This is a genomic window from Candidatus Pantoea rara, from assembly GCF_051136265.1.
In the GTDB taxonomy this organism is placed as follows: Bacteria; Pseudomonadota; Gammaproteobacteria; order Enterobacterales; family Enterobacteriaceae; genus Pantoea; species Pantoea rara.
The window spans coordinates 202,481-215,915 of record NZ_CP194943.1; the positions used below are offsets into that span (position 1 = coordinate 202,481).

Consider the following 13,435-nt stretch of genomic DNA (forward strand, 5'->3'; position numbering starts at 1 on the left):
GCGAAGGCGCTCACGGAAAGGTTTTTGATTCCTCAAACCTTAAGCAGGGTAGCAATGCTCGCAGGACGCAGGGTCGTGACAGTGGCAGCTCAAAAACATAAAGATAATTGAGGAATTAATGAACGCTTTCGATCTTCAGCACGCCAGGGTGAAGAGCGCCTCTGCTCTTCAACGTCCATTCCGCCTCTCCTTACTGACTTTTTTGGTCGGCTCATCGCTGACGCATAACATTGCTCATGCGGCAGAGACGCCTGTCAGCAATGATAAGACTCTGACCGTGACAGCTTCAGCCGATGATGCCGTGACAACGTCACCTCAGACCGATTACAGCGTTCCGGTTACCCGTGCGGGCACGAAAATGCTGGGTACCGTGCGTGATGTGCCGCAGTCAGTTAGCATTGTGAGTAAGCAACGAATGGCGGATCAGCAACTTCAGTCGCTGAATGATGTGCTGGTAAACACCACCGGCATCCGGGGCATCAGTGGGGATATGGACCGCACCAACTACTATGCGCGCGGGTTTATGATCGACAACTACATGGTTGATGGTATTCCTACCGCGTTTGCAGAACGCTGGAATCTGGGCGATGCGCAGACCGATATGGCGCTGTATGAGCGCGTTGAAGTGGTTCGCGGGGCGACCGGCCTGTTGACCGGGCCGGGGAATCCTTCAGCCGCCATCAACATGGTACGCAAACATGCGGACAGCAAAGAATTCGGCGGCACCGTCTCTGCCAGCTACGGCAGCTGGAACAAACAGCGTTATGTTGCCGATCTCTCTGCGCCGCTGAGTGAGTCCGGCAATGTGCGTGGCCGCCTGGTGGCTGGCTGGCAGGACAACAATAGCTTCATCGAACGCTACGGCGCGAAAAAACAGTTCATCTACGGCGTGGTAGACGCCGATCTGACTGACTCTGCCACACTCTCTGTCGGTTATGAGTTCAGCCAGGTTAATACCGACTCCACCATGTGGGGCGGAGCACCACGCTGGTATACCGACGGCACACAGATTCATACCCGTCGCGGCTACAACACCGAGCCTGACTGGGCCTATAACGACAAAGAGAACCGCAAACTCTTTGTGAATCTGAAGCAGGATTTCGACAACGGCTGGAACATCACCCTGAACGGCGCGCACAACGAGATGCGTCTGGACAGTAAGCAGATCTATCTCGATGGTTATTTCGATCGTAATACCGGCGCGGGTGTCTCTTCCTATGCTAATTATCCGGTAGTGGGCGGAACCGGTTATAACACCGGCAAACGCAAAGTGGATGCAGTGGATGCCTTTGCCAGTGGACCGTATGAACTGCTGGGGCGTCAGCATGAGCTGATGGTGGGCGTCAATTACACCCGTCAGGATAACAAGTACTTCAGCACCTTTGAGAACATCTCTTCAGCGTCACTGGGTAATTACAATGACTTTAACGGTCAGTATCCGGAATCTGCCTGGACGCCACGTTTGCCAGCCAGTGATAGCCAACTGGTCCGTCAGAAATCGACTTACATGGCGACCCGTCTGTCACTTGCCGATCCGCTGCACCTGATTCTCGGTGCCCGCTATACCAACTGGAACCGTGAAACCTTAACGGGCGAAGCGGAGGAAAATAATATCACTCCGTATGGCGGGCTGATTTATGACTTCGCAGAGAACTGGTCGGCTTACGCCAGCTATACCTCGGTATTCCAGCCTCAGGATTATCGTGATGCCAGTGGCGCCTACCTGTCGCCGGTCATCGGTAAAAACTACGAGGCAGGCCTGAAATCGGACTGGCTGGACAGCCGCTTAACCACCTCGGTATCGGTATTTCGCACTGAGCTGGATAACGCAGGTGAAGCGACTACCCAGACGATTCAGGGTTCAGGCGATGTTGCCTACATTGGTCGTAAAGGCGTGGTGAGTCGTGGCGTGGAATTCGAAGTCAACGGTGCATTAACTGACAACTGGCAGATGACTTTAGGTGGCACGCGCTACATTGCGGAAAACCGCGATGGCAGCACCTTTAATCCGCAACTGCCGCAGACCAGCTTTAACCTGTTCAGCAGCTATCGTCTTCCGATGCTGCAACAGCTGACGCTGGGTGGCGGCGTGAACTGGCAGACCCACGTCTGGAACGACGTCGGCGGCCCGGAAGGCAATGGCACCTGGCGCGCGCGTCAGGGCAGTTATGCGCTGGTTGATCTCTTTGCCCGCTATCAGGTGAACAAAAATCTTTCGCTGCAGGGCAACCTGAACAATCTGTTCGACAAAGAGTATGACACCAACGTGGCCAGCTCCGTGGTCTATGGTAAACCACGTAACGTCTCGGTAACGGCCAGTTACACCTTTTGATTGTGGTAACGGTGAAAAACGCCTCAGTTGAGGCGTTTTTCACCTCTGTCTGTGCCTTGCGCCGCCACAATCTGCAGCGCACGCGGCACCAGCTGGGTGAAGTACGCCACCGCCGGGCCGATCAGGGCTTCATCCGGATCGAAGGCGGCATGATGCAGCCCAAATTTACTGGCGCTGCCGATGCTGACAAACGCACCCGGCACCTGTTGCAGATAGAAGGCAAAATCTTCCCCGCCCATCTGTGGCGACTCAGCATGCTCCGCGAGATAGCCGCTTTGATGTGCAACCTCCAGGGCTACATCTACCCAGCCTGGCGTATTAATCAGGGCAGGCGGACCCTCTGTCCACTCCAGCTCAGCCGTTGCGCCAAATCCGGCGGCGATACCCTGGATCAGCGTCTGGATGCGGTGCGGGATCTGCGCGCGGATCTCGCCGTTGTGAGTGCGCACAGTGCCCTCCAGCTCTACGCTTTGCGGCAGCACGTTCCAGGTATTCCCGGCGGTAAAGCGGGTCACGCTCAGCACCACCGTTTCCAGCGAGCTGAATACCCGGCTCGGCAGAGTCTGCAGAGCCGTCACGATATGGCTGGCAATCACAATTGAATCGATCCCCTCCTGTGGTCGTGCGGCATGTGCGCCTTTGCCCTCAATGCGGATCGCAAAGCGGTCGACGTTGGCATAAAACGCGCCCGCCCGGCTCTGAAGCGTACCCAGCGGTAAATCGGGCGCGTTATGCAGGCCAAATATCGCCTGAACGCCTTCCAGCGCACCGGCTTCAATCAGCTGACGTGCGCCATTAAACGTCTCTTCAGCGGGCTGAAACAGAATTCTCACCCGACCCGGCAGTGTTTTTTCCTGCTGCTGGAGCTGCAGGGCGACGCCGAGCATCACGGCGCTGTGAACGTCGTGACCACAGGCGTGCATCACGCCCGGCTGTTGTGATCGCCACGGGCGCCCGGTGGTTTCTTCAATCGGTAACGCATCAATATCCGCGCGCAGGGCGATCAGGGGTTCGCCTTGACCGATTTCTGCCACAACGCCGGTTTTCAGCCCCAGCGGCAATAGCCGGATTCCGGCCTGACCCAGCCAGCGGGTAATACGTTCCGTGGTGGCAAATTCATGATTCGAAAGTTCGGGGTGCTGGTGCAGTTCGCGACGCCACTGCACCAGTTGTTCGGTTAAAGGCAAAGTCATGGTTATCCCTGTTATTCCGGCAGAAAAGGTTCGCCCAGCGTCGATCAGGATGCGTTTGTCAGCCAGGATGCTGTCACGGGTCAAAACGTAAATACCTTTAAAGGAGCCTGCGGGGGCATGAAGAATGATGTGCCTGCTAAATCAGCGTATGGCTTTTAGCCAGCGTGTAAGTTGAGATTGCCTCAGCAGGCGGAATCATCATCGAATGACGCAACACACAGATAAAGTAACGATTTGGTCAAAGCTTATCTGAAAATAATCAATGCGGAATCACAGGGATTTAAACGGTGTGGTGAGTTTGCGGAATGACTAATAAGGTTCAGCCATTCCGCGATTTCTTTAATTAATGGCTTACCGCAGGTTAATTATGTTTCCACGCATAATTTTCGCTCACCTGCGCGCAGGAAAGCACTCACCAGACCCAGCCATAGCAGACCGCAGACCATATTCACCATGCTGAAGCCCCCGTTGCCAAAGCTGAAATAGGCCGTTTTGGCGGCTTCAATGCCCAGCGCAATGATCAGAATACTCACCATGCCGAGCATCGCCGCCACGCTGCCTTTTCCGCCACTGCTGGAAAACAGCGTCATGCGATACAGTCCGGCGTTAACCAGCCCGGTGCCGAAACCGTAGAGACTCATTCCGGCGGTGAGCCACAGATAGCTTTGCGCGTTCAGCACAGTGGCGGTCACCGCGATTGCCAGCCCGCAGACCACCGGCCAGGCACCGAGTCTTATTGGCTGTTCAATCGGCAGACGGCTGGATAAGCGCCCCAGCGTCAGGTTGCCTGCAATCATGGCGGCAAAAACGGGCAGCTGAAGCAGGGCATAGTCGATGCGGCTAAGTTGTGCGCCGTGAATTAAAATCACGGGCGACAGCGCAACCCAGGCGATGCAGGGCACAGTGACCAGTCCGATAGCCAGCGAACCGCGCATCACCTGACGCTCTTTCAGCAATGCCGCATAACCGCTGATAATCGATCGCAGTGACAGCGGTGTCTGCCGGTCACCCGCCGTTTCAGGCATGGCATACCACAACCCCGCCAGTGACAGCGCCGCGACAGCGCCAATCAGCCAGAACAGGGTACGCCATTCTCCTACGGTAAGAAAAGCCGCGCCGGCCAGCGGACCGGCCAGGGGGGCCAGCAGGGCGACGTTGGCCATCAGCGCCATCATTTTTATGCTGAGCGACTCCGTAAAGGCTTCCTGCACCGCCGCGTAGCCTACTGCGCCGATAAAGCAGAGGCTGATTCCCTGCAAAAACCGCAGCAGGACGAACTGCTCAATACTCTGCACCCAGTGGGTTGCAATGCACGAGAGCATAAAAAAGGCCACGCCGCTGAGCAGCACCGGACGCCGCCCGATACGATCCGATAGCGGGCCAAGCAGCCATTGCAGCAGTATGCCGCCGGCCAGATAGGCGGTCAGCGAGGTAGAAACCCATTCAGGCCCAACCTTAAATTCCTGCGTCACCAGCAGCATGCCGGGCTGGATCATGTCGTGGGCGATATAGGTGGCGAATTCAAACAACACCAGCGACAGCGGAAAGATCAGATGTCGGCGGGTCAGTTGCGCCACCGGTAGAAAAGAAGCCATTACGAATACCTGCAATAAAACCATTAAAAAGCGGCCACCAGGGTGACCGCATAGCATTAGAGTGACAGCGTAACGTTTAGCGCCAGCGCGCTATCGGGTTGACCAGCGTTCCAGCGAACTTCAGGTTCTCCGCGGGATCAGCGAGGTTGATCATCTGCTGATTATTCGCCAGCTGCAGGCGGTTCAGGCAGGAGCGGGTAAACTCCGGCGCGAACATGTCATAGCGCGCAAACTTAGTGGCATGCTCCGGGTGCGCCTGCTGGTAATCCTTTACGCACTGCGCCACCGCCTGCCAGAATTCATCCTCGGGTAGCGTCGCTGACTGATGCAGGATCGCGCTGACAAAGCGGAAGATGCAGTCAAACACATCCGTGAAGATCGACAGTAATTTGAGGTTCTCCGGCACATCCACCGCCAGGCGCTGCACGCCCTCCGGCAGCACCGCATCCGGGTTCATCACGGCGATCTCTTCGCCGATATCCTTCATGTATGCACTGACCGGCACATTGTTCTCCAGCAACATGATCAGGTTTTCACCATGTGGCATAAAGACCAGGTCATGCTGATAGAAGCAGTGCAGCAGCGGGCTGAGATAGCAGGTCAGATAGCGATCAATCCACTGCTTCGCAGGCAAACCGGAATCCGCTATCAGCGCGGGCAGCAATGCCTGCTGGTGGTGATCGACGTGCAGGAATGAGGCCATGGTCATCAGACGCTGACCGGGTTGCAGGCTGGCCGCAGGGTTATCCCGCCAGAGCGCCGCGAACATCTTTTTATAGGCGGAATCGCCTTTGATAGCCTGCTCGTAGTAGCGGTTGTGATAGCCGACGGAGGCGACTTCGCGCAGGATGCGGAAATCACAGCGCTGCAGCCAGGCATCGCCCGCCACCAGCTCTTCAAGCCAGCCGTTTATTGCGGGTGTTGTCGCCATATAGTAGGGCGACAGACCGCGCATAAAGCCCATATTCAGCACCGACAGCGCGGTTTTCACGTAGCGCTTCGCGGGCTGGCTGCGATTAAAGAAGGTGCGGATAGACTGCTGCGCCTGATAAGCATCGTCGCCGCTGCCGAGATAAACAATATCGTGATTAGCGATGTCCGCCGCAAACACAGTCAGCAGTTTGTTCTGCCACTGCCACGGATGCACCGGCATCAGGATATAGTCTTCAACCGCCAGCCCTTTGTTCACCAGCTGCGTATTAAAGTGCTCCACGGTGCTGTCGCCCAGCTCATCACGCATCAGCTGCTCATAGCTCAGCTCGCTGAGGCTGGAGAAGTGGGCGTTGCGCCGGTGAACCGCAACCCAGATAAGTTGAACAGGCGCGGCGGCTTCCGGCGCGTACGCCAGATAATCCTGTGCATCGAAGCCAATACGGCCGTTGTTGGCGACAAAGCAGGGATGGCCTTCTGTCATCGCCGCTTCTACCGTCTGGAAATCGGCTGCGACCAGCGCCTGGCTGTCAGGATTATTCTTCTGCAGCTTGTAAACGCTGCTGCACAGCGTGCTGCTGATCTCTTCCATGTAGGTCGCCAGCAGCGCCTGTGGAATCCCGATCTCTCCATTGAACTCGACAATAAACTTCAGCGCATCCAGTGGCAGATCGCGACCGTTCTCCTGCTTGCGCAGTGAATCCGCATCGATCTCCCAGTGATCCAGCGCCAGCCGTGCTGCCCGGAAATGGTACGTTGCTTCACCGCCCGGCACCGCCAGTTGATAGCTGCCATCCTGCGATGCCTGCGGGGCAATGATTTTTTCATGCGCGAACTCGGCAATTGCTTTGCGGATCAGCATGCGGTTTGCCTGCGTCCAGTTGTCGCCCGTCAGATGTGTGCCGTCGGTCAGTGAAGAGGGGGTGTACATAGTCTGCGACTCCTGCTGTAACGCGTGTTGATAATCTTCCCGCTGGCAAAAGGCCAGCCAGGCGGTTTTATGACCCATGTCGATGGTGTGCTGGTATCGGAATCCGGCGCGTTTATTCAGCACGTGAATCTTTTCGTTGCGCTCGTCCGGCTCCACCACCACACGCTGCACCTCGGGGCGGCTGAACATGTAGTCCATCACCAGCGTGAAGACCTGCCAGCTAAAGGCTTTGATCGGCTGGCTGGCCGGGGCAATCAGAATGTGCATGCCGTAATCATCAGGCGCGGCCGGATAAAATTTGCCCACCTCGTCGTCGCAGGCGCGATAGCACTCAATCAGGCAGACGGGCTCGTCATTGCAACATCCAATCAGCGCGGCATGGGGATCAGATGCGGTCAGCGTCTGATAAAACGCCGCGACCTGATCCAGGCTCTGCTGCTGCATGCCCCAGAAGCGGGCGTAATCGCGGGTGACCCAGCTGTGGATGAGCGACGCATCGCTCTCAAGCATCGGTCTCAGGGTAAAACGGCCTGCGGGACGATCGGCCCTGAACAGTATGGGTGAACTCATCTCAGTGCTCCGATTTAGCCGGGAAGGTCTGGAAGGCGATCTGACGCTCGATGGGATAAACCTCGCGTCCGGTCAGTTCACGCAACAGCACCGAGTTGCGGTAGCAGGCCATACCAAGATCAGGCGTGACAAAACCGTGTGTATGCAGCTCGGCGTTCTGCACGAAGATCTGATTGTGATGGTCGATGCTGTAGTTGCGCTGCACGTCATAGCGGCCTTTGTCATCCCAGCGCAGACGGGCGTGGATGCCCTCTAAAAACATCGGTGGCTGGTAGTGATAGCCGGTTGCCATCACCAGTCCCTCGGTGCAACGGGTGAAGGTGCAATCCTGCTCCTCCTGATGCAGCGTCAGCTCGAACTCGCCCTGGGGCAACCAGCGCATCGCGGTCAGCGCCGAATGGGTAAAGAGGTTGACGTTGAGATCCCCGTCGAGCTGTTTGACATACATCAGGTCGTAAATATCGTTGATTAAACTGCTGTTAATCCCCTTGTAGAGATTCTTATGGCGGGCATTCAGTTCGTCGCGGGTGCTGGCGGGCAGGGCGTGGAAATAGTCCACCCACTCCGGCGAGGTCATCTCCAGCGTCAGCTTGGTGTACTCCAGCGGATAGAAACGCGGCGCGCGGGTGATCCAGTTGAGCTGATAGCCAAAGCGATCGATATCGGTCAGCAGATCGTAGTAGATTTCCGCCGCGCTCTGGCCGCTGCCCAGTACCGTAATCGAACGCTTCTGCTGCAGTTCCGCTTTGTTGGCCAGATAATGGCTGGAGTGTGTCAGGCGCTGACGGTGCGGCTGGCTGCACGACGGCATCCAGGCTTTTGGTCCGGTGCCGAGCACCAGATGACGCGCCTGATAGTGCTGCTTCTCGCCGCTTCGGGTATCGGTCACCTGAAGCTGATAGATCCCGGCTGCTTCATCGTAGCTGACATACTCGACATGGCTGTTCCACCGCAGGTTGGACAGGCGCGAGCTGGCCCACTGACAGTACTGGTTATACTCTTTGCGCATCAGGAAGAAATCTTCACGGATATAAAAAGAGTATAGTTTTCCTTTTTCCTTCATGTAGTTAAGCAGGCTGTAAGGACTGGTTGGATCGGCAAGTGTCACCAGGTCGGCCATAAACGGCGTCTGCAAATGGGCACTTTCCAGCATCATGCCGGTGTGCCAGTCAAAGCCCGGATTCTCATCCAGGAAAATACCGTTCAGTCCCTCAACCGGCTCACTCAGACAGGCCAGACTCAGGTTGAAAGGGCCAATGCCGATGCCAATAAAATCGTAAACAGGATTATTCATTTCAGATTGCTCCCTGATTCGCCGCGCTCAACGCTGAGGCACGAACCTGCTCGCGACCATAATGCGCAATCAGGCTCAACACATCTTCGATGTCGGCAATGGTCGTGGTGGGATTTAACAGGGTGAATTTCAGATACTGCCGTCCATCCACTTTGGTTCCCGCAATCACCGCATTACCGGAGCGGAACAGCGCTTTACGGATGGCAGCATTGATCTCATCGATCTGCGCGTCGCTGGTATGTTTGCCGGGAACGTAACGGAAAATCTGCGTGGTCAGCTCAGGCGCGTGCAGCACTTCAATGGCCGGATGCGCCGTTAACAGCTGATGCGCGGCCTGTGTCAGATCTATCAGGGTATCGAAGGCGTCACCCAGCGCTGCCGGGCCCATGACGCGCAGTGTCAGCCACATCTTCAGCGCATCAAAGCGGCGGGTGGTCTGAATACTTTTATTGACCAGATTCGGCGTGCCTTCCTGCTGTGCGCTGAGTGGATTGAGGTAATCCGCATGGTGCGTGACATGCTTCAGATTGTGGCTGTCCCGCACAAAGAACGCGCCACAGCTGACGGTCTGGAAGAACGATTTGTGATAATCAACGGTCACGGAATCCGCGCGCTCAATGCCATTCAGACGGGAACGATGATTTTCAGAAACCAGCAGGCCACAGCCATAGGCGGCGTCAACGTGCATCCATAAACCGTAATCGTCACAGAGACGAGCGATTTCCGGCAGCGGATCGATGCTGCCAAAGTCGGTGGTGCCGCTGGTGGCGACCACGGCAATCGGGATCAGCCCTTCACTGCGGCAGCGCGCAATCTCCTGCGCCAGGCATTGGGCGTCCATGCGGTAATGATCATCGTGATCGACGGCGATAACCGCGTCATAGCCCAGCCCTAAAATCGCCATCGACTTCTGAATGCTGAAGTGGCTCAGTTTGGAGGTAAACACGCGCCATTTCGACGCGGTCTCTGGCAGGCCACGATGCTTGATCAGGTGTCCCGGATGATGCGCGGCACACCAGCTGTCTCGCGCCAGCAGCATCGCCATCAGGTTGGATTGGGTGCCGCCGCTGGTAAAGATCCCATCGGAACCGGCAGGCAGACCGATACGACCAAGCGTCCAGTCAATCACCTTTTGCTCAATCAGCGTGCCGCCTGCACTCTGATCCCAGGTATCCACGGAACTGTTCACCGCGGCCATGATCTGCTCTGCCATCAGCGAGGGCAGCACCACCGGGCAGTTCAGGTGGGCCAGGTATTTAGGGTGGTGAAACCAGACGGCGTCACGAAGATAGAGCTGGCTCAACTCCGCCAGTGCATCATCGTTATTGCCCAGCGGGCGATCGAGATCGACCTCGCTGAACTCCGCCGCCAGTTCGTGGGGCAGAATACCGCTGAAGGGCTTCTCTACGCCGGTAACGGTACGGGTCATCAGCGCCAGCACCTCCTGAGTCTGCTGCGACCAGGCCGCCAGTTGCTGATCGTTAAAAATGGCCGTTTCGGCACCGCTGGCATTGGAGGCTGGCGCGAGATCCAGAGCCGCCTGAGTGGATGAGCGTAAAAGCATGTTCAGTTCCTGTGCGTGATTACCAGTGACCCTGCCAGCAAAAAGCCAGCAGCGTTGGATGTCCGCTCAATAACTCCAGTACACATAAAACTAACTAACCAGATAAAAACCCTGACAACACTGTGGGCCAGGGTTTTTACCTTAAAAAGGGAAAATACCGCATATTATTTGTGGATTTAGCAGCGTTTAACGCTTTGTTATATGCGGATGAGAGTGTAAATGTTAATCATTATCATTCAAATGTTTTGTTGTTAAATTTTATTTATTAGCATGCCTAATGTGGAAAATGTGATTCAGATCACGTTATGCGATCGGAATCGTCCTTTTTTTGCAGCAGTCAGTGCCAGTAAATGTCAGGTAAAGAGGGCTGCGATGAGTGACTACACATCAGTGGCGGGCAAAAAAGAGCGGGAAAAGAGACTTTTGTTGACGTTAAGCGCGGGTCATTCTGATGGGAACCAGGGTGGAATTTAAGCGGAGCCGGTAAGGGATTTACAGAAACTCCCGGAAAGGGCGCATTGCCCTTACCGGGTTGCATTACACGTTATGTTTACTCTGTATGGGTTTCAGCAGGGACCTTCTTTTTGGCCATGAAGTTATAAATCACTAACAGGCCAAATATACCCGTGATGATCAGGGTAATGGTGCCCTTATTCATAAAGTGAGCCATATTACCCAGCAGGATGCCGGTCACGCCGAAGTCAGTATCTGAGAAGGTGGTATTGGTCAGTCCAATCTGTCCAAGTACCGGTAGCAGGGCAACAGGCAGGAAAGTAATTAACAGGCCATGAGCAAAGGCACCGCAAATCGCCCCGCGCTTACCCCCGGTAGCATTACCAAATACACCCGCCGTGGCACCACAGAAAAAGTGGGGAACCACACCCGGCAGAATCAAAACCCAATGTAGCTGACCGAGGACAAACAGCCCAACCAGGCCACCCACAAAGCTGGAGATAAAGCCTACCAGTACTGCATTCGGCGCGTAGGGGAAGACAATAGGGCAATCCAGCGCAGGTCTGGCATCCGGGACCAGTTTTTCAGAGAAGCCGGTAAAGGCCGGGACGATCTCAGCCAGGATTAAGCGCACACCCTGCAGAATGATAAAGACGCCCGCTGCAAACGTTATGGCCTGAATGAAGGAGTAAACCAGGTAGTTCTGACCATTGCTGAAGTTGGCCTCTACATACTCTTTACCTGCAGACACCGACAGGATTAAGTAGATAATCATCATCGTAAGAGAGATGGAGATCGTACTGTCGCGCAAAAAACTGAGGTTTTTGGGCATGTTCATTTCTTCGGTGGATTTCGATCCTTTACCCACTAAAGAGCCGATCCAGCCTGATAAGACATAGCCAATGGTTCCGGTATGCGCCAGGGCGACATGGTCACCGCCGATGATCTTACGCATATAAGGTTGTGCAATCGCCGGGAAGGTGGCCATCAGAATACCCAGGAGCAGTGATCCGGTGTAGATCAGCTGAATACCTTCAAAGCCAGCAACCGATAAAATAATCGCGATCATACAGGCCATATAGAACGTCACATGCCCTGAAAGATAAATATATTTCAGTCGGGTAAATCGGGCGACAATGATATTGGCGACCATACCAAAGGCCATGATCATCGTGGTCGGTGCACCATATTTTGCCAGTGCGATAGAGACCATCGCTTCGTTATTCGGAATGATGCCCTGAACATCAAACGCATGTTTGAAAATGTCGCCCAGTGGCGTCAGGGAACCGACCAGGACAGTCGCTCCGCCAGCCAGCACCAGAAAGCCCAGAATGGTTTTAACCGTTCCCTTGATAACATCAGGAAACGGCTTCTTCTGCGCAATGAGTCCGAAACATGCCACCAGTCCGACTAATATGGAGGGCACTTTCAGCACATCGACGACGAACTGCAAAAGATTTTGAGTAAACATATTAACCTCGAGGGTAAGGTGTTTATCTGATTATTCGTGTCAGTTTTTCTCAAAATACTCGCGTATTTTTTGCTCCACTTCGTTCAGGTCGATAATGTTATTGATGATGATGACCTTCTGTTCCGGAAGGTTAGCGCTGTAGGCAATGTCTTTCGCCATAACAAAAACATCTGCCACATCAGGTGTAACAGAGCCGAGATCCGAATGTTCGACTTCCGCTTCAACACCGATTTTTTTAAGCACCTTCTTGATGTTCATTTCCATCATAAAGCTGCTACCCAAACCTGAACCACAAACCGCCATAATTTTCATATCTAACCTCATTAACTGTTAATGATAATTCGCGTTTCAGCGGGCAGCTCAGACGCCCGATAAAATCGCCATGAGCGCTTCTTTGCTGGTCACATTAAAGAGCTGTGTCATGATCTCTTCATCGGACAGCACCTCTGCCAGTTCGGAAATCATTTCGATATGGCTATTACTGTCCGGTGCGGCAAACATAAACAGGGCCTTTACCGGATCGTTCTCTTCAGAGTCAAACTTCACGGGTGTACCCAGCAGCACAATCGACAATCCCAGCTTGTGTGCGCCCTGTTCCGGACGCGCGTGGGGCATGGCAATCTGCGGAGCGATAACAAAAAAGGGCCCGATCTCTTCTTTTTGTCGAATGATGGCATCAATGTAATCCTGCGATATAGCGCCCTCAAGGAGCAGAGGACGCCCCGCAATGACTAACGCTTCACGCCAGTCTGCAACGCTTTCGACATACTGGATTTTTTCGTTATTTAACCACTTAGCCAGGTGTGACATCGCCTTGCTCCTGCTGAAAAATGTCTGAATATGTACAGTCAGTTTATTGAAAAAGCTGCCTTTTAACGTTGTCACTTAAATTCCTGACAACCAGTGCGCATGAAAAGCGAAACAAACTGAAGAACACAAAATGGTTAAAAAAACCGTTTTTCATAGAGTTACGGAAATAATAGTTTCTCACTGTGTTCCTGAGTTAATATTTCGCCGACGCTATCAAATCTGTACATGTTTAAGGTGTCTAGTCATCCTGATGATGTCCTTCGACGTGTACGGACACAACATGTAAAGTTAA

Annotated in this window: 9 protein-coding genes; 1 reads left to right on the forward strand and 8 read right to left on the reverse strand. The window is 54.4% G+C overall.

All coding sequences use genetic code 11. The features are described 5' to 3' along the window. Positions 1 to 118 precede the first annotated feature (118 nt). Positions 119 to 2,332: a ferric-rhodotorulic acid/ferric-coprogen receptor FhuE gene (gene fhuE / locus ACR8BF_RS19455; protein ID WP_434746191.1), complete on the forward strand. Its 2,214-nt coding sequence runs from the start codon at positions 119 to 121 to the stop codon at positions 2,330 to 2,332. Positions 2,333 to 2,355: 23 nt separating this feature from the next. Here the strand turns inward: fhuE and ACR8BF_RS19460 are convergent, their stop codons facing one another. The 8 genes from ACR8BF_RS19460 to ACR8BF_RS19495 all read right to left on the reverse strand — a co-directional run bounded on the left by ACR8BF_RS19460 (position 2,356) and on the right by ACR8BF_RS19495 (position 13,143). Then, complete coding sequence (locus ACR8BF_RS19460) at positions 2,356 to 3,525, reverse strand: amidohydrolase (protein WP_179898289.1); 1,170 nt, start codon at positions 3,523 to 3,525, stop codon at positions 2,356 to 2,358. Positions 3,526 to 3,890: 365 nt separating this feature from the next. Beyond that, the gene (locus tag ACR8BF_RS19465) at positions 3,891 to 5,120 is read right to left on the reverse strand and encodes an MFS transporter (RefSeq protein ID WP_179898290.1); all 1,230 of its coding nucleotides are present in this window, start codon (positions 5,118 to 5,120) and stop codon (positions 3,891 to 3,893) included. A 76-nt stretch (positions 5,121 to 5,196) separates the two neighbouring features. Next, positions 5,197 to 7,551, reverse strand: coding sequence for a GNAT family N-acetyltransferase (locus tag ACR8BF_RS19470; RefSeq protein ID WP_434746192.1), 2,355 nt, complete (start codon positions 7,549 to 7,551; stop codon positions 5,197 to 5,199). Between the two features lies 1 nt (position 7,552). Then, complete coding sequence (locus tag ACR8BF_RS19475; protein WP_434746193.1) at positions 7,553 to 8,845, reverse strand: lysine N(6)-hydroxylase/L-ornithine N(5)-oxygenase family protein; 1,293 nt, start codon at positions 8,843 to 8,845, stop codon at positions 7,553 to 7,555. Position 8,846: 1 nt separating this feature from the next. Then, complete coding sequence (locus ACR8BF_RS19480) at positions 8,847 to 10,409, reverse strand: pyridoxal phosphate-dependent decarboxylase family protein (protein WP_292986212.1); 1,563 nt, start codon at positions 10,407 to 10,409, stop codon at positions 8,847 to 8,849. Positions 10,410 to 10,959: 550 nt separating this feature from the next. Beyond that, positions 10,960 to 12,333 carry a PTS ascorbate transporter subunit IIC gene (locus tag ACR8BF_RS19485; RefSeq protein WP_179898294.1) on the reverse strand — a complete coding sequence of 458 codons (1,374 nt, stop codon included), beginning with the start codon at positions 12,331 to 12,333 and terminating at the stop codon, positions 10,960 to 10,962. 39 nt (positions 12,334 to 12,372) lie between these two features. Then, complete coding sequence (locus tag ACR8BF_RS19490) at positions 12,373 to 12,645, reverse strand: PTS sugar transporter subunit IIB (protein ID WP_179898295.1); 273 nt, start codon at positions 12,643 to 12,645, stop codon at positions 12,373 to 12,375. Between the two features lie 48 nt (positions 12,646 to 12,693). Then, positions 12,694 to 13,143, reverse strand: a complete 450-nt coding sequence (locus tag ACR8BF_RS19495; protein WP_179898296.1) for a PTS sugar transporter subunit IIA — start codon at positions 13,141 to 13,143, stop codon at positions 12,694 to 12,696. Positions 13,144 to 13,435: the final 292 nt, after the last annotated feature.